Here is a 16,936-nt window from a genome sequence, read left to right as displayed (position 1 = left end):
TCGTCCCGCGCGGGCCCGGCGCCGCCGCTCAGGCGGGCTGGGCGAGCACCGCGCGGGCGGACGTGGAGCGGTGCCGCGTGACGGCCAGCACGCTCGCGGCGATCGCGAGCACCGTCCAGACGACGAGGGCGATCGCGGCGGGGGCGCCGCCCCCGGCATCCGTCAATGCGGCCAGCATCGCCGTGTACGCGGGGGCCGTCGGCAGGAGCCCGGCGACGTCGAGGAGCGTGCCCGGAACGGTGGAGACGATGCCCGTCGCGACCGCCAGAACGCCCACGAGCACCGAGACCCAGCGCCCGATGCCGCCGAGGAGGGCGACCAGCGCGTGGTTCACCGCGGCGAACGCGACACCGGCGAGCACGCACATCGCCGCGAACAGCGCCCACGCGCCGAGGTCGTACCCGGCGGCGAGCTGGACGACACCCGCGACGAGCAGGCCCTGCAGCGCGCCGACCGCGGCGCCCGGGGCGAGCGCGCGCAGCGCCAGGGCCGCGGACGACCGACGCGACGACAGCGCCGTGCGCGGGATCGCCTGCAGCACGACGAAGGACGCGAGACCGCCGAACCAGAGGGCGAGCGTCGCGAGGAGAGGGACGGCCGAGGCCCCGAACAGCGACGTGCCGGTGCCGTCGGCGACGACGGGCTCGGCCACGACCGCGGCGAGGTCCTTCGCCTGCGCATCGGTGTAGGAGGGCACACCGTCGACCGCCTGGTCGAGGCCGCCGGCGAGGTCACCGGTGCCGTCGGCGAGCTTGCCGACGCCGGTCGACAGCTCGCCGGCCCCGGTCGCCAGCGCGCCCACGCCGTCGGCGAGCTGGTCGGTTCCTTCGGCGGCGGTCCCCGCGCCGCTGGCGAGGGCCTGAGCCCCGGTCGACAGCTGCCCCGCGCCCGACGCGAGCTGGTCGGCGCCGCCCGCGAGCTGGTCGGCGCCGCCCGCGAGCTGGCGCACACCCGTCGCGGCTTGCCCTGCCCCGTCGGCGAGCCCGGCGGCTCCGGTGGACAGTTGGCCCGCCCCGCCGGCGAGCTGGTCGGCACCGTCGGCGAGCTGCCCCATCCCGGTCGCGAGCTGCTGGGCCGCGGCGGCGGAGGTCTGCAGCCCCTGCGTCAGGGTCGGTCCGAAGTTCGCGAGGGTGTCGATGTCCTTCGCGAGCTGCTCCGCGTCGCCGACGGTGGCCTGCAGGCCGGGAAGCGCCGTCGTCGCCTGGGCCGCGGCGTCCGTCAACGAATCGCACAGCTCGGACCCCGCCACCGCGGGGTCGCAGGCCTCGGCGGCGGCCGAGATCGCCTCGACGGCGGCCGTGACCGCCTCGCGGTTCTGCGCGCCGTCGGCGGTGAGCGCCTTGATCCCGTCGACGATGCCGCTCGGGACCGCGGGGATGGCCGCGGTCTGCTCGGCCGCCTTCGTGAGCCCGTCGGCGAGTTCCTGCGTGCCGGTGGCGATCGGCCGCGCACCGGCGGCCCACTCGTCGAGGCCCGTCGAGGTCTTCGCCGCGCCGTCCGCGAGCTGGTCGGCGCCGTCCGCGAGCCGGTCGATGCCGTCCGCCGCGGTACCGGCACCGTCGGCGAGGCCGCGGGCGCCGTCGGCGATGCCGGTCGCGCCGGTGGAGAGCGCCCCCGCGCCCGACGCGATGCCGGACGCGCCGGACGACAGCTGCCGCACGCCGTCGGCGAGCGAGTAGCCGCCGTCGGCCGCGGTCGTCGCGCCGTCGGCGAGCTGCGCGGCACCGTCGGCGGCGCTCGTCGCGCCGTCGGCGAGCTGCGTCGCACCGTCGGCGGCCTTGCCGAGCTGCTCGTTCAGGGTGGTGAAGCCGAGGAACACGTTCTCGAGGTAGGTCGTGGTCAGCTGTTCGCCGAGGACGGATGCCGCGGTGCTCGTCACCTGGTTGGTGATGGCGTCGTCGACGATGCGCGCGTCGGGGGAGGGCGTCAGCTCGATCGTCGCGCGCTCGGGCGTGCCGCCGGGGGCGGTCGAGGTGGCGGCGGCCGAGAAGTTCTTCGGGATGGTGACGATCGCGTCGTACGTGCCGTCCTCGAGGCCCTCCGTCGCGTCGTCCTCGTTGGAGATCGTCCACGTCAGGTTGCTGTCGAGGTCGTCGGAGCCCTCGACGAGTCCGGCCGTCAGGAGGCGCCCGAGGGGTGTCGTCTGCCCGTTCACCTCCACCGGCTCGTCGTTGTTGACGATGGCGGTGTTCATCGCGTCGAGCCGCTCGGTCGGGTTGTAGAGCGCCGCGACGAGGATGCCGCCGATCACGGCCGGCAGCAGGAGCACGCCGAGCAGCGTGAGCCACGAGACGGGCCGTCGAGTCTGTGCGCGTTCGAAGGGGAGAGTCATGAGGGGATCACCTGGGTGTCGGCGTCGGTCGTGCGGAGGATGGGGGCGGTGAGGCGCAGGAGCTCGGGCTTCGGTCGGTAGGCGTCGCCGAGGAGGGCCCGCGCCGCGTCGAGGTCGCGCGCCGAGGCGACGATCGTCAGCGCACCGGCCTTCGCGGCGACCCTGTTGGCGGCGTCGCGGAGGAGCGCGGCGGCCTGATCGCGGGATGCCCCGGTCAGGGTGTCGAGCCCGGCGATCACGACGAAGCGCGTGCGCCCGGCGAGGGCGCTGCGCAGCTCGCTGAGGGGGGCGTCGGCACCGGCGAGGTCGGCGACCGAGACGTGGGCGCGGACCCACGGCGCGCGCCCGGGCAGCAGGTGCCCGGAGACCCGGAGCAGTCCGGCCGCCGGCTCGATGCGCCCGGCGACGGTCAGCAGGAACGCCCGCGAGACGTGCGGGTCGTCGGCGGTCACGAGGAGCGTGCCGCCGTCGTCGAGCCGGACGCTCGCGCCGGAGAACAGCACGAGATCGGTGTCGGCGGTCTCGGCGCGGACCTCGAGGTCGTCGGCCGCCAGCGCGCCGCGGTAGTCCGGCTCGGGCCAGTCGGCGTGGCTGCGCTCGTGCTCGACCGCCTCGCCCTCGATGTCGACCTTGGGCAGCAGGCGTTCGAGCCAGCGCGGCATCCACCACGCCTTCTCGCCCAGCAGGGCCATGACGGCGGGGGTGAGGGTCATGCGCACGAGGAAGGCGTCGACGGCGATGCCGACGGCGAGCCCGAGGGCGATTGGTTTGATCGAGCTGTCGCCTTCGGGGACGAACGCCGCGAAGACGGCGAACATGATGACGGCGGCCGCGACGACGACGCGCGCTGACGCGGTGAAGCCGCTGCGGACGGCGGCGACGGCGGTCGCGCGGTCGGCACGGCCCCCGCGGGCGCGCACGGCGTGGACGAAGTCCTCCCGCATGCGCGAGACGAGGAAGACCTCGTAGTCCATCGCCAGGCCGAAGAGCACGCCCATGAGGATGATCGGCATGAAGCTGATGACGGGGCCCGTCCGCGTGACGTGGAGGAGGTCGGCGAGCCAGCCCCACTCGAACACCGCGGCGACCGCGCCGAAGGCGGCGAGGATCGACAGCAGGTAGCCCAGGGTCGCCTTGAGCGGCACCCAGATCGACCGGAAGACGATCATCAGGAGGATGAAGGAGAGGCCGACGACGAAGATCCCGAAGGGCAGCAGGGCCGCGCCCAGACGATCGGAGACGTCGATACCGACGGCGGTGTAGCCGGTCACCTTGAGGTCGACGCCGTACTCCTTCTCCCACTCGTCGTGGTGCGAGCGCAGCTCGCGCACGAGGTCGGCGGTCGCGGGGTCGTCGGGGGCGGTGGTCGGCACGATCTGGATGAGGCCGGTGTCGGCGGTCTCGTTCGGGGTGGCCAGGGCGACGCGCTCGACGCCGGGGATCGCCTCGACCTCCTTCTTGAGGTCGTCCATCAGCCCGAGCGGATCGGTCGAGGTGACGATCGTGCCGGTCATGACGAGCGGGCCGTTCGACCCGGCGCCGAAGTACTCCGCGTTCAGGTCGTAGGCCTGACGCGCCTGGCTCGACGGCGGCTGGACGCCCGCGTTGGGCAGGGCGAGGTGCAGGCTCGCCGAGGGGATCGCCATCACGCCGAGTCCGACGATGACGGCGACCGTCGCGATGATCGGATGCCGCGTCACGAGCATAACCCAGCGGTTGGGCGGCATGACGGCGGGGGCCGCGGGCGCGGCATCCGTCGTGTCGGCCTCGGCCTCGGCCTCGGCCTCGGTCTCGTCGGCCTCCTTCTTGCGGCGTCGCGTCGGGACGCCGCGCTGCAGCATCCGTCCGCCCCAGCCGACCACGCGGCCCTTCGCGAACCCGAGGAGGGCCGGTGTCAGGCTGACGGCGACCGCGACGGCCACCGCCACGGCGACGGCGGCGGCGATGCCCATGGTCGACAGGAACGGGATGCCGGCGATGCTGAGGCCCACGAGGGCGATCATGACCGTCACGCCGGCGAACACGACCGCCGAGCCCGCGGTGCCCACGGCGCGGGCGGCGGACTCCTCGGGGTCCATCCCCGCGCGCACCTGATCCTGGTGGCGCGACACGATGAACAGGGCGTAGTCGATGCCCACCGCGAGCCCGAGCATCACGGCGAGCATGGGGGTGGTCGACGAGATCGTCGTGACGGCGGTCGAGAGGAAGATGAGGGCGATCGCGAGGGCGACGCCGATGAGTGCGCTGACGAGCGGGAACCAGGCGACGGCGAACGAGCGGAACGTCACGATGAGGACGAACAGCGCGACGAGCACACCGATCACCTCGACGATCGAGAGGGCGGGGATCGACGCAGCGAACAGGTCTCCGCCGAGCGCCGACTGCGCCCCGGCGGGCAGCTGGTCGTGGAAGTCGGTCGCGGCCTTCTCGACGGCGGCGATCGTCGCGTCGGACACCTCGGTGGACTGACCGTCGAACTGCATCTGGACGAGCGCCGCGCGGGCGTCGTCGGAGACGAGGCCGTCGACCATCTCGTCGAACGGCGAGGTCGCCGAGGTGACACCGTCGATGTCGCCGAGCATCGTCACCAGGTCGTCGATCTCTCCCCGGAGCGGCTGGTCCTCGACGGTCTCGCCCTCGGGCGCGACGACGATGAGCTGCGCGCTCGCGCCGCTCGCCTGCGGGAACGTGCGGTTCAGCAGCTCGAGACCCTGTTGCGCCTCGGTGCCCGGGATCGTGAAGGAGTTGTCGGTGCTCTTGGCGAAGAGGGCGACGCCGCCGCCGACGATCCCGAGCAGGACGATCCACGCGATGAGCACGCGCCACGAGTGGCGGTAGGCCCATCGGCCGAGGGTGAAGAGGATGGTGGACACGGGCGCTCCTGGTCAGAGTCGGACGGGTTCGATACAGCGCTGTATCCGATACACATGTGTATCGTAGACCCGCACGCCGGTGCCGAGCCTGAGGGGTGGGTGTGAGATGACGCGAAGCCGAGAGAACACGCGAGCGCGCCTGCTCGAGGCGGCGCACGAGGTGTTCGCCGAGGTCGGACTGGATGCGGCATCCGTCGAGGCGATCTGCGAGCGCGCGGGGTTCACCCGCGGCGCGTTCTACTCGAACTTCGAGTCCAAGGACGAACTCTTCCTCGCCCTTATCACGCGGCTCTCGGAGGACAAGCTCGACGAGGTGTCGGTGCGCGTCCGGCGGCTCTCCGGCACCGACAGTCCGCTCGATCTCGTCCGGCAGATCGCCGACATGTCGCTCGCGGAACGAATGGAGCCGCAGCTGCTCAGCGAGGTGCGGACGCAGGCGCTGCGCGACCCGCGACTGGCGGAGGCGTTCTTGGCGTGGCGGGCGCAGATGCTGGGCCGCATCGAGACGATCGTCCGCGACGTGAGCGAGCGCCACGGACTGCCGCTGCGGATGCCGGTGGCCGACGCGGCCTCGCTGCTGCTGGACGTGTCGGAGCAGTGCAGCGTGCAGGCGGCCCTCGAGCGGCTGACGGAGCGCCAGGCGAACCGGGCGATGCAGTCGCGCCTCGAGCAGCTCGTGCCGCTGCTGGTCGGCGAGGCCTGACGCCTACTCGGCGAGGATCGCGTGGCAGCGCTCGAGGCGAGCGAGCCACCAGTCCCGCCGCTCGGGCGCTGCGGCGTGCGCGTCGAGCAGCGCGGCGTCGGGGGTGACGCGACCGACCGTCAGCGCGCCGGACCGCGGCCGCAGCGGCTCCGCCGCGACGTCGGCGGCGAGCAGCGACGCAGTGCCCAGCCCGCAGTCGAAGGCGAGGTCGGGCAGGGCCGCGGCGAAGGCCGTGCCCATCGCCAGGCCCACCGAGGTGTCGAGGGCGCTCGAGACGACGGCCGGCAGCCCCGCCTCGGCGACGATCTCGAGCGCACGACGCACGCCCCCTAGGGGCTGCACCTTGATCACGAGGAGGTCCGCCGCGCCCGCGCGGGCGACGGCGACCGGGTCGTCCGCCTTGCGCACGCTCTCGTCGGCGGCGATCGGGATGTCCATCCAGCGGATGCGGGTGCGCAGCTCGGCGAGCTCGGGCACCGTCGCGCACGGCTGCTCGACGTACTCGAGGTCGAACCCGGCGAGGGCGTGCACGGCGTGCTCGGCCTCGTCGACGTTCCACGCGCCGTTGGCGTCGATGCGGATGCGGCCCTCGGGTCCCATCGCGGCGCGCACCTCCCGCACGCGCGCCACGTCGTCGGCGAGGGTCTGCCCGGGCTCGGCGACCTTGACCTTCGCGGTACGGCATCCGTCGAACCGGGCGAGCACCTCGGGGACGGATGCCGCGGCCACCGCCGGCACCGTCGCGTTCACCGGGACCGTGTCGCGCACCGCCGCGGGCGTGCGCTCCCAGCCGTACTCGATCGCGGCCGCGAGCCACGCCGCCGACTCGCGGTCGTCGTACTCGACGAAGGGCGAGAACTCGGCCCACCCCTCCGGTCCCTCGAGCAGCAGCGCCTCGCGGACGTCGATGCCGCGGAAGCGGGTGTGGAGCGGGAGGGCGACCACCCGCGCGCTCGCGCGCAGGTCGGCCAGCGGAGGCAGGTGCATGCCCCCATCCTGGCCCTCGTCGCGGTCGTGACGCCCGTGGTCGGCGGGCGGGTCCGCGATGCCGCGCCGGAAGTAGACTCGCGCGGGTGAGCAGCCCCCTCGCCCTCTGTCACCCGCTCGACGTCGAGTCCGTCCCGCGCCCCGCCCGGGCGCAGGCGCTGCTGGACGCGCTCGCCGAGCGGGTCGTGATCGCCGACGGCGCGATGGGCACGATGCTGCAACGGCACGACCCGACGCTCGAGGACTACCGGCAGCTCGAGGGGTGCAACGAGATCCTCAACGTCTCGCGCCCCGACATGATCGCCGCCATCCACGACGAATACCTCGCCACCGGGATCGACGCGATCGAGACCAACACGTTCGGGGCGAACTGGTCGAACCTGTCGGACTACGGCATCGACGACCGCATCCACGAGCTCGCCGCCGCCGGGGCGCGCATCGCGCGGGAACGCGTCGACGCCGCCGAGGCGCGCGACGGCCGCCTCCGCTGGGTGCTCGGATCCCTGGGCCCCGGCACGAAGCTCCCGACCCTCGGTCACACGACCTACGACCACCTCAAGCAGACCTTCGCGCTCCAGGCGGAGGGCCTCATCGACGGGGGCGCCGACGCGCTGCTGATCGAGACGTCGCAGGACCTCCTGCAGACCAAGGCCGCCGTCAACGGCTGCAAGCAGGCGATCGTGAATCGCGGCATCCGTCTGCCGATCCTCGTCGAGGTGACGGTCGAGACGACCGGCACGATGCTCATGGGGTCGGAGATCGGTGCGGCGCTCACGGCGCTCGAGCCCCTCGGTGTCGACGGGATCGGTCTCAACTGCGCGACCGGTCCCACCGAGATGAGCGAGCACCTGCGGCACCTGTCGAAGCACGCGACGGTGCCGGTCGTGTGCATGCCGAACGCCGGACTCCCGGTGCTGACTGCCGACGGGGCGCACTACCCGCTCACCCCGGACGAGCTCGCGACGGCGCACGAGCAGTTCGTCCGCGAGTTCGGGCTGGGACTGGTCGGCGGATGCTGCGGCACGACCCCCGAGCACATGGCCGCCGTCGTCGAGCGCCTGCGCCCGGTCGCCGCGCCGGCACCGCGGTCGCCCGTCACCGAGCCGGGGGTCGCGTCGCTGTACCAGCATGTGCCGTTCGACCAGGACACCGCCTACCTCGCGATCGGGGAGCGCACGAACGCGAACGGGTCGAAGGCGTTCCGCGAGGCGATGCTCGAGGGGCGGTGGGACGACTGCGTCGAGATCGCGCGGAACCAGATCCGCGTCGGCGCGCACCTGCTCGACGTCTGCGTCGACTACGTCGGTCGCGACGGGGTCGCGGACGTGCGCGAGATCGTGTCGCGGTTCGCCTCGGCATCCACTCTTCCGCTCGTCATCGACTCGACCGAGCCCGCCGTCCTGCAGGCGGGCCTCGAGCTCATCGGCGGGCGCCCCGTCGTGAACTCGGTCAACTACGAGGACGGCGACGGCCCTACGAGCCGGTTCGGCCGCATCATGCCGTTGGTCAAGGAGCACGGCAGCGCCGTCATCGCGCTCACGATCGACGAGCAGGGCCAGGCGCGCACCGCCGTCGACAAGCTGCGCATCGCGTCGCGGCTCGTCGACGAGCTCGTCGGGGTATGGGGGATGCGGGTCTCGGACATCGTCGTGGACTGCCTCACCTTCCCGATCGCGACCGGTCAGGAGGAGACGCGGCGCGACGCGATCGAGACGATCGAGGCGATCCGCGGACTCGTCGAGAAGTACCCCGGCATCAACACGACCCTCGGCGTCTCGAACGTGTCGTTCGGGCTCAACCCGGCGGCGCGGTCGGTACTCAACTCGGTCTTCCTGCACGAGGCGACGCAGGCGGGGCTCACCTCGGCGATCGTCGACGCGGCCAAGATCGTGCCGCTCGCCTCGATCCCCGAGGAGCAGCGGAAAGTCGCGCTCGACCTGGTGTGGGACCGGCGCGAGACGGATGCCGAGGGCAACGTCACCTACGACCCGCTCGCCGTCATGCTCGACATGTTCGCGGGCGTCGACACGGCCGCCCTGCGCGACCAGCGCGCCGCCGAGCTCGCCGCCCTGCCCGTGGGGGAGCGGCTCGAGCGCCGCATCATCGACGGAGAGCTCAAGGGCCTCGAGGCCGACCTCGACCTCGCGCGCGAGGGCGGCATCGCCCCGCTCGAGATCATCAACGACCACCTGCTCGAGGGAATGAAGGTCGTCGGCGAGCGGTTCGGCGCCGGCCAGATGCAGCTGCCGTTCGTCCTGCAGTCCGCCGAGGTGATGAAGACCGCCGTCGCGCTGCTCGAACCCCACATGGAGCGCACCGACGCGTCGGGCAAGGGCACGATCGTGCTCGCGACCGTCCGCGGCGACGTGCACGACATCGGCAAGAACCTCGTCGACATCATCCTGACCAACAACGGCTACACCGTCGTGAACCTCGGCATCAAGCAGCCCATCGCCGACATCATCGCCGCCGCCGAGGAGCACGACGCCGACGTCATCGGCATGAGCGGCCTGCTCGTGAAGTCCACGGTCGTCATGAAGGAGAACCTCGAGGAGCTCGCGTCGCGCGGGCTCGCCGGCCGGTGGCCCGTGATCCTCGGCGGCGCGGCGCTGACCCGCGCGTACGTCGAGGACGACCTCGCCGGGATCTTCCCGGGCGAGGTCCGCTACGCGAAGGACGCCTTCGAGGGCCTCGCGCTCATGGAGCCCCTCGTGAAGATCGCGCGCGGGGCGGACCCGGCATCCGTCGGTCTCCCGCCGCTGAAGAAGCGCATCCACTCGGCGGGGTCGAAGCTCACCCTGACCGAGCCCGAGGCGATGCCCGGGCGGTCGGACGTGGCATCCGACAACCCCGTCCCGGCCCCGCCGTTCTGGGGAACCCGGATCGTGCGCGGTGTCGCGCTCGCCGACTACGCCGCCTTCCTCGACGAACGCGCGACGTTCATGGGGCAGTGGGGGCTCAAACCCGGGCGCGGCGACGACGGCCTCACGTACGAGCGGCTCGTCGAGACCGAGGGGCGGCCGCGGCTGCGGTACTGGCTCGACCGCATTCTCGCCGAGGGCATGCTCGACGCGTCGGTCGCCTACGGCTACTTCCCCGTCGTCAGCGAGGGCGACGACGTCGTCGTGCTGCACCACGGCGCGGATGCCGCCGGTCGCCTCGGCGTGCCGGGGCTGCTCGCGCCCGACGGCGGATCCGGGGGCGAGGTCGGCACCGAGCGGCTGCGGTTCTCGTTCCCGCGCCAGCGGCGCGACCGGCACCTCTGCCTCGCGGACTTCGTGCGCTCCCGCGAATCGGGGGAGGTCGACGTGCTGCCCGTGCAGCTCGTGACGGCGGGCGCCCGGATCGACCAGGTCACCGCGAAGCTCTTCGCCGAGGACCGGTACCGCGACTACTACGAGCTCAACGGGCTCGTGATGCAGCTGACCGAGGCGCTCGCCGAGTTCTGGCACGCCCGCATCCGTGCCGAGCTCGGCTTCGCCGGCGAGGATCCCGCCGACACGGCCGGCCTCTTCAAGCTCGAGTACCGCGGCGCGCGCTTCTCGCTGGGGTACCCGGCGTGCCCCGACATGGAGGACCGGCGCAAGGTCGTCGAGCTGCTGCATCCCGAACGGATGGGGGTCGAGCTCAGCGAGGAACTGCAGCTGCATCCCGAGCAGTCGACGGATGCCTTCGTGTTCCACCACCCCGAGGCGAAGTACTTCTCGGTCTGACGGGCGCCCGGTGAGCGGGCCTCAGAGGCGCGTGTAGCGGGCGCGGAAGAAGGCGTAGACGCCGTACGCGATCCAGCCGGCGCCCACGAGGACGAGCAGGATCTTGCCGGCGGGGAGGTCGGCGATCGTGCGCAGGGCTCCGTCGAGTCCACTGGACTTCTCGGGGTCGTTGGTCGCGGCGGCGAAGAGGAACAGGACGCCGACACCCGCCATCGCGACGCCGCGGGCGATGTAGCCGACGGTGCCGAGGATCCGCACGCCGCGGCCCGCGGTCCCGCCCGGCATGCTCAGGTCGCGCTCGAAGCGTCGCGTGACGCCCTTGACCACGAGGTACCCCGCGATGGCGATCAGCACGATCCCGATGGCGACGACGAGGAACACACCGCCGGGCGTCGAGAGCAGGCCCGCGGTGAGCGAGGTCGTCGAGCCTGACGAGCTCGACGACCCGCCGGCGGCGAACGTGCCCGCCGTGACGGCGAGGGCGAGGTAGACGAGCCCCTTCGCGCCGTTCTTGACGATGTGCACGGCGCGGTCCTTGCCGGAGTCGGCGCTGCGGTCGACGACGGCGCTCAGCAGATGCCACAGCCCGAGGGTGGCCAGCCCGATCGTCACGGCCCATAGCAGGAAGATGCCACCGGGGGCTGCGGCGAGCTGCGCGAGGGCGCCCGACTGGTCGGCCTCCTGCCCGCCGGCGCCGCCGAGGGCGATCGAGATGGCGATGACGCCGATGAGGATGTGGACGATCCCGCTCGCGGCGAAGCCTGCCCGGGCGAGGACGTGGACCGCCCGGCTGTTCTTGGCGTCGTGGGCCGCGCTCTTGGCTGTCGAGGTCATGGCGTCAGCCTAGGCACCGCGACCGCCGGCCACGCAGGGGTTGCGCTCCGCTGTACAGTGACGCCGGGAGGGCGGATGACACCGACACTGCACGACGTCGCACGGGTGGCCGGCGTGTCGATCAAGACGGTGTCGAACGTCATCAACGCGCATCCGCACGTCCGCCCCGCGACGCGGGAGAAGGTGCAGCGGGCGATCGCGGAGCTCGGGTACACCCCGAACCTGACCGCCCGGAGCCTCCGCAGCGGACGGACGGGCGTGATCGCCCTCGCCGTGCCGGATCTCTCGTTCAGCTACTTCGCCGAGCTCGCGGGGATGGTCATCGCCCGCGCCGAGGAGCGCGGCGTCGTCGTGCTCGTCGAGCAGACCGGCGGAGAACGCGACCGGGAACGCGAGCTGCTGCGCAGTCCCCGGCTCGGGCTGACGGACGGCCTCATCCTCAGTCCGCTGGGGTTGGAGGCATCCGACCTCGCCGACCGCCCGCGGACGTACCCGACGGTGCTGCTCGGCGAACGGGTCTACGACGCGCCCGTCGACCACGTGACGATGCAGAACGTCGACGCGGCGCGGGCCGCGACGCAGCATCTGCTCGCGGCCGGACGTCGGCGCATCGCCGTCCTCGGCGCGCACGACGACGACGGCGCGGCAGGGCTGCGGCTGCGGGGCCACCGCGCGGCTCTCGCCGACGCGGGCGTCGCGCACGATCCGGACCTGATCGTCGAGACCCGGTTCTGGGACCGGGCGGGCGGCGCCGACGCCGTCCGCGACCTGCTCGCGCGCGGCGTGGACTTCGACGCGGTGTTCGGGCTGAACGACACCCTCGCGCTCGGCGCGATCCGCGCGCTGCAGGAGGCGGGGCGACGCGTGCCCGACGAGGTGGCCGTCGTCGGGTTCGACGACCTCGACGAGGCGGCGTACGCGATCCCGTCGCTCACGACGATCGACCCGGGTCGGCAGTGGATCGCGCAGACCGCGGTCGACACGCTGCTGGGCCGGGTGGGGGATGCCGCGGGCGAGGCGCGCGTGGTGTCGGCACCCTTCGAGGTGCGCGTGCGGGAGTCCGCGCCGGCGCGCTGACGCTCGACGCCCGGCATCCGCTCGTTCGGTGATCGCGGATGCAATGGATCTCGCGCGACACGCCGGTCCCGGGTCGCCTGCCGCGGCGTGCCGTCGCGGATCCATTGCGTCCGCTGACGCTTGACGCCCGGCATCCGCGCCGCCATCATGAATTACAACGTTTACCGGTCTGACCAAGAAAGCCCAAAATGACCTCCGCACGCCTCATCGTCGACGCCGCAGCCCCCATCGGGGAGGTCCGCCGCAAGATCTTCGGCGGCTTCGTCGAGCACCTCGGCCGGCACATCTACGACGGCATCTTCGAGCCGGGTCATGAAACGGCGGATGCCGAGGGGTTCCGCACCGACGTCATCGACCTCGTCAAGGAGCTCGGGGTCGACACGATCCGCTACCCGGGCGGCAACTTCGTGTCGGGCTTCCGCTGGGAGGACTCGGTCGGTCCCGTCGCCGAGCGCCCGCGCCGCCTCGACCTGGCCTGGCACTCGACCGAGACCAACGAGGTCGGCCTGCACGAATTCTCGTCGTGGCTCGACAAGGTCGGCAGCGACCTGATGATGGCCGTGAACCTCGGCACGCGCGGCACGCTCGAAGCGATCGATCTGCTCGAGTACTGCAACATCCGCTCGGGCACGACCCTCAGCGACCAGCGCGTCGCGAACGGCGCGACCGAGCCCTTCGACATCCGTATGTGGTGCCTCGGCAACGAGATGGACGGCCCCTGGCAGCTGGGTCACCGCTCCGCGGAGGACTACGGAAAGCTCGCGTCGCGGACGGCGAAGGGGATGCGGCAGCTCGACCCGTCGATCCAGCTCGTCGTCTGCGGCTCGTCGGGTGCGACGATGCCGACGTTCGGCGAATGGGAGCGGGTCGTGCTCAGCCACACGTATGACGACGTCGACCTGATCTCGTGCCACGCGTACTACGAGGAGAAGGACGGCGACATCGGCAGCTTCCTGGCCTCGGCGGTCGACATGGACCGCTTCATCGAGACGGTCGTCGCGACCGCCGACCATGTCGCGGCCGTCAAGCGGTCGTCGAAGAAGATCGACATCTCGTTCGACGAGTGGAACGTCTGGTACCTCTCGCGGTGGGAGAACGTCGAGAAGATCGACGGCATCGACAACTGGCCGGTCGCGCCGCGACTGCTCGAGGACGTCTACTCGGTGGTGGATGCCGTGGTGTTCGGCAGCCTCATGATCTCGCTGCTCAAGCACGCCGACCGCGTCGCGAGCGCGTCGCTCGCGCAGCTCGTGAACGTCATCGCGCCGATCATGACCGAGCCGGGCGGACCGGCGTGGCGCCAGACGACGTTCTTCCCGTTCTCGCTCACGTCGCGCCTCGCGCAGGGCGAGGCGATGCGGGTGCTCGTCGACGCGCCGTCGTACGAGACCGCCGTGTTCGGCGAGGTGCCGCTCGTCGACGCCGTCGCCACGCACGACGACGCCACGGGGCGGAGCGCCGTGTTCCTCGTCAACCGCAGCACGACCGAGTCGATCGAGGTATCGGTCGACGTGTCGGGCCTCGGGGCCACCTCGATCGCCGAGACGCACACGCTCTCGGACGACGACGTGTACGCGAAGAACACGCTCGCCGATCGCGAGCGCGTCGCGCCGCGCGCGAACGACTCCGCCGCTCTGGACGGCGGCACGCTGAGGATCACGCTGCCCCCGGTGTCGTGGACGGCGGTCGCGCTCGCCTGAGACGGGCGCCGCAGGTGCGACACTCTCGGGTGAGGGGGTCGGCATGAGGCGTGCGGGTGTCGTGGTGGTTCTTCTGGTCGCCGCGTCTCTGACGGGGTGCACCTCGCAATCGTGCGCGAGCTGGGTGGATTACGAGTCCGACGAGGATCGTGCGCGCGACGCCGACGTCGTCGTGCTCACGGACGACATCGAACCGGACGGAACGATGAACATCCTGGGGTTCGACGCCAACGCCTACCGTGTGACCGTCGCCGACGTGGAGAAGGGCGATGTCGCGGTCGAGGAGGAGATCCGCGTCGGCTCGACGGCAGACAACTGTTCGGACGCGCCGTACGGTCCCCGCGATCCGATGTCGCAGGACGGCCGGCTCCGACTGTTCCTGCACGTGGGGGAGACCGGGTTGCGCACGTTGACCCCCTTCGACGGCGTGCGACCCGCCGCGTGAACCTCGTCTTCCACCAGCGGCTCGACCTCGTCGGCGAGGCGCTCGTCCCGGCATCCGAATTGGCGATGCTCGACCCGACCGCACACGCGCGGGCGATGGCGAAGTACGACGACACCTCGGAGCGGCGGCGGTTGCGCGAGACCGCGATCCCCGGCACGGGGCGATCGTGGACCGAGGTGGTGTTCCTCAGCCCGGTACACCCGCACGCGATCTGGCGCGCTTGGCGTGAGGTGCGAGGCAAGGAACTCCCGCGCACGGAGTTCTGGGCGATCCCCGCCGCGGACCTGCCGCCGGGGACCGTCGTCCTGGACCGCACGGTGTCGGCGGTCGGCGACGCGATCGACCCGTCGGAGGTGGTGCCGTTCGAGGTGGCATCCTTCGTCACCGCGACCGAGATCCCGCCGGCCAACCGTGCGTGGCTCGAGGAGATGGTGCGGCGAGGCGTGAGCGGGGCGTGGTTCCATGGCATCCCGCACGTGCTCGCACCGGGCACGGTGCCGCTCGGCAACGCCCGGGTGATCAGTTGGGACGAGCCGATCTGACTCAGCGCCGGTAGGCGTCGACGACCATGTCGCCGCGGATCCCACGCAGCGCGTCGATGATCGCCGGAACCGTCTTCGTGCCCGCCGTCCGCAGTACGACATCGTGCGGGCCGAGGGGCTCGAGCCCGCCGGTGCGCACCCGCACGACCTCCCAGCCCGCGGCGCGCAGCAGGGCGTCTTTCCGCCGATCGGATGCCTCCCGCTTTCCCACGTGCTCGAGCCCGTGACGGCCCGGAGTGTCGTACTCGATCGCGACTCGCAGTTCGGGCAACAGGATGTCGGGCCACACCTCGCGGTGCCGGAAGAACGGTCGCCCGACGCGCACCGCCGTCATCCCCTCGGTGAACAGGAGCGCCTGCGAAAGCTGTTGTCGCAGTCGGCCTTCGGCAGCGGATGCCGGTCGTGGCGCGCACTCGCTGACGAAGGGCTCCCCGACGGGAAGGTCGGGGGTCTTCTCGCAGACCGCGGGCGCCGCCCGCTTCGATCGCGGGGCCGGAGCGGGGGCCACCGGCATCCGCACCGCCTTGGCGCGGTCGACGGCGGCGAGCACCTGCGCGGCATCCACCCGCTGGACGACCTTCACCGGTCGCGGCGCCGCGAGGGCGGAGCACTCGGGACACCACGCCGACCGCCGCCGGACGCGTCCCGGTCGCTCGCGCTGTTCGGAGGGGGTCGCCGCGAAGCGGTGGCCCGCCGTGCACTCCCAGCACAGCAAGACGTCGGCCGCCGGCGGGATCTGCGACAGCGAGATCCCCTCGTTGAGGTCGGGGTGGTACTGCCGCACGAGCTCGGGGTAGGCGGCCCACGCCGACCGGTACGTGCCGACCGGGTAGGGCACGTCGACGCCGCGCGAGAACTGGCGCCGCTGCCACCACCACCGCACCGGTTCCGTCACGCTGCCGACGGTAGGCGAGGGCTCGGACACGGCATACTGCGAGGATGCGTCTCCTCCGACTCGCCGCCGTGCTACTCACTTCGCTCGCGCTCGCCGGCTGCGTCTCGACGGCGAGCCTCGAGTCCGAGCAGTCCCCGACGCCGAGCGCCGAGCGGACACCGGCCGCATCGGCCGAGCAGGTCACCGAGCCGCCGCGGTGCGCGGAATGGGCCGGCGACACGACGATGCTCATCAACCTCGACGAGGTGCTCGGTGTGATCGAGCCGGCGGACCCGATGGCCGGGTGGACGGCGTCCGGCAATGACCTCGTGAGGGGTGACGGTGCGTGCGCGCCGGTCTCCACGCAGCCGGTGGGCACCGTCGAGACCTGTGCGGCGCCGGATGCCTCTCTCGACGACGTGTCGCGGGCCGTCTCCAGCGCTCCCGTCGAGTACATGTTCGCCGTTGGGGCGGAGCGCCAGATCGCGGGCTACGTGGAAGGGCGCACGACCGCCGAGGAGTACCTGGTCCTGGGGATGCAGGCGTGGCGGTTCGCGACGCCGGCAGAGGCTCAGGCAGCGCCGATCCTCGACGCGCTCGCCGCGTGCGAAGGGTCGCAGGCCGGCGACGGTCGAGTGCGGATCTTCGAGGGGACCGAACCCGCGGTCGTGGCGTCGCTCGAGGGCCGGGATGTCTTCGTCGTCCGCAGCGCGCGGCCGGTCACCACGGAGGGCGAGGATGCGGGGCTGACCGCCACGGAATCGTCGCTGCTCCCGGAAGCGAGCGTGAACGCGGCCGAGGAGTGGTGGCAGACGCAGGCTGCCGCAGCGTTCAGCCGCGAGCCTCGAGGGTGACC

The 16,936-nt window shown here is 72.3% G+C and carries 12 protein-coding genes; 7 read left to right on the top strand and 5 right to left on the bottom strand.

Annotated elements, in window-relative coordinates; genetic code table 11:
* Nucleotides 1–28: 28 nt before the first annotated feature.
* The gene (locus Q9S71_RS01930) at nt 29–2,332 is read right to left on the bottom strand and encodes a YhgE/Pip domain-containing protein (protein ID WP_311860207.1); all 2,304 of its coding nucleotides are present in this window, start codon (nt 2,330–2,332) and stop codon (nt 29–31) included.
* A complete protein-coding gene (locus tag Q9S71_RS01925; protein WP_311860206.1) occupies nt 2,329–5,205 on the bottom strand; it encodes an MMPL family transporter in 2,877 nt (958 codons plus the stop codon). Before Q9S71_RS01925 ends, Q9S71_RS01930 begins: the two co-directional genes overlap by 4 nt.
* Before the next feature lie 106 nt (nt 5,206–5,311).
* On the opposite strand from Q9S71_RS01925, the gene Q9S71_RS01920 reads away from it, so the two are divergent.
* Nucleotides 5,312–5,908 (top strand): TetR/AcrR family transcriptional regulator, encoded by a 597-nt coding sequence (locus Q9S71_RS01920; protein WP_311860205.1) that lies wholly within the window; start codon nt 5,312–5,314, stop codon nt 5,906–5,908.
* 3 nt (nt 5,909–5,911) lie between these two features.
* Here the strand turns inward: Q9S71_RS01920 and Q9S71_RS01915 are convergent, their stop codons facing one another.
* On the bottom strand, nt 5,912–6,895 hold the full coding sequence (locus Q9S71_RS01915) for an o-succinylbenzoate synthase (RefSeq protein WP_311860204.1): 984 nt from the start codon (nt 6,893–6,895) through the stop codon (nt 5,912–5,914).
* Between the two features lie 86 nt (nt 6,896–6,981).
* On the opposite strand from Q9S71_RS01915, the gene metH reads away from it, so the two are divergent.
* Complete coding sequence (metH, locus tag Q9S71_RS01910) at nt 6,982–10,608, top strand: methionine synthase (RefSeq protein WP_311860203.1); 3,627 nt, start codon at nt 6,982–6,984, stop codon at nt 10,606–10,608.
* A 21-nt stretch (nt 10,609–10,629) separates the two neighbouring features.
* On the opposite strand, the gene Q9S71_RS01905 is transcribed toward metH, so the two are convergent.
* Nucleotides 10,630–11,442, bottom strand: a complete 813-nt coding sequence (locus Q9S71_RS01905; protein WP_311860202.1) for a DUF1206 domain-containing protein — start codon at nt 11,440–11,442, stop codon at nt 10,630–10,632.
* Nucleotides 11,443–11,517: 75 nt separating this feature from the next.
* Between Q9S71_RS01905 and Q9S71_RS01900 the strand changes: the two genes are divergently transcribed.
* From Q9S71_RS01900 to Q9S71_RS01885, 4 genes are all read left to right on the top strand, one after another.
* Nucleotides 11,518–12,519, top strand: coding sequence for a LacI family DNA-binding transcriptional regulator (locus Q9S71_RS01900; protein WP_311860201.1), 1,002 nt, complete (start codon nt 11,518–11,520; stop codon nt 12,517–12,519).
* Between the two features lie 188 nt (nt 12,520–12,707).
* Nucleotides 12,708–14,219, top strand: coding sequence for an arabinosylfuranosidase ArfA (gene arfA / locus Q9S71_RS01895; RefSeq protein ID WP_311860200.1), 1,512 nt, complete (start codon nt 12,708–12,710; stop codon nt 14,217–14,219).
* Between the two features lie 43 nt (nt 14,220–14,262).
* Nucleotides 14,263–14,664, top strand: coding sequence for a hypothetical protein (locus Q9S71_RS01890; protein ID WP_311860199.1), 402 nt, complete (start codon nt 14,263–14,265; stop codon nt 14,662–14,664).
* Nucleotides 14,661–15,206 (top strand): hypothetical protein, encoded by a 546-nt coding sequence (locus Q9S71_RS01885; RefSeq protein ID WP_311860198.1) that lies wholly within the window; start codon nt 14,661–14,663, stop codon nt 15,204–15,206. The genes Q9S71_RS01890 and Q9S71_RS01885 overlap by 4 nt, the downstream gene beginning before the upstream one ends.
* 1 nt (nt 15,207) lies before the next feature.
* Here Q9S71_RS01885 and Q9S71_RS01880 read toward each other — a convergent pair whose 3' ends face one another.
* Nucleotides 15,208–16,101, bottom strand: coding sequence for a zinc-ribbon domain-containing protein (locus Q9S71_RS01880; RefSeq protein ID WP_311860197.1), 894 nt, complete (start codon nt 16,099–16,101; stop codon nt 15,208–15,210).
* A gap of 44 nt (nt 16,102–16,145) precedes the next feature.
* Between Q9S71_RS01880 and Q9S71_RS01875 the strand changes: the two genes are divergently transcribed.
* Nucleotides 16,146–16,934, top strand: a complete 789-nt coding sequence (locus tag Q9S71_RS01875) for a hypothetical protein (RefSeq protein WP_311860196.1) — start codon at nt 16,146–16,148, stop codon at nt 16,932–16,934.
* Nucleotides 16,935–16,936 lie beyond the last annotated feature (2 nt).

This window comes from Microbacterium gawkjiense (assembly GCF_031932225.1).
GTDB classification, from domain to species: domain Bacteria; phylum Actinomycetota; class Actinomycetes; order Actinomycetales; family Microbacteriaceae; genus Microbacterium; species Microbacterium gawkjiense.
Note: the sequence above shows the minus strand (reverse complement) of the source record. Positions and strands in the feature narration are given on the sequence as shown.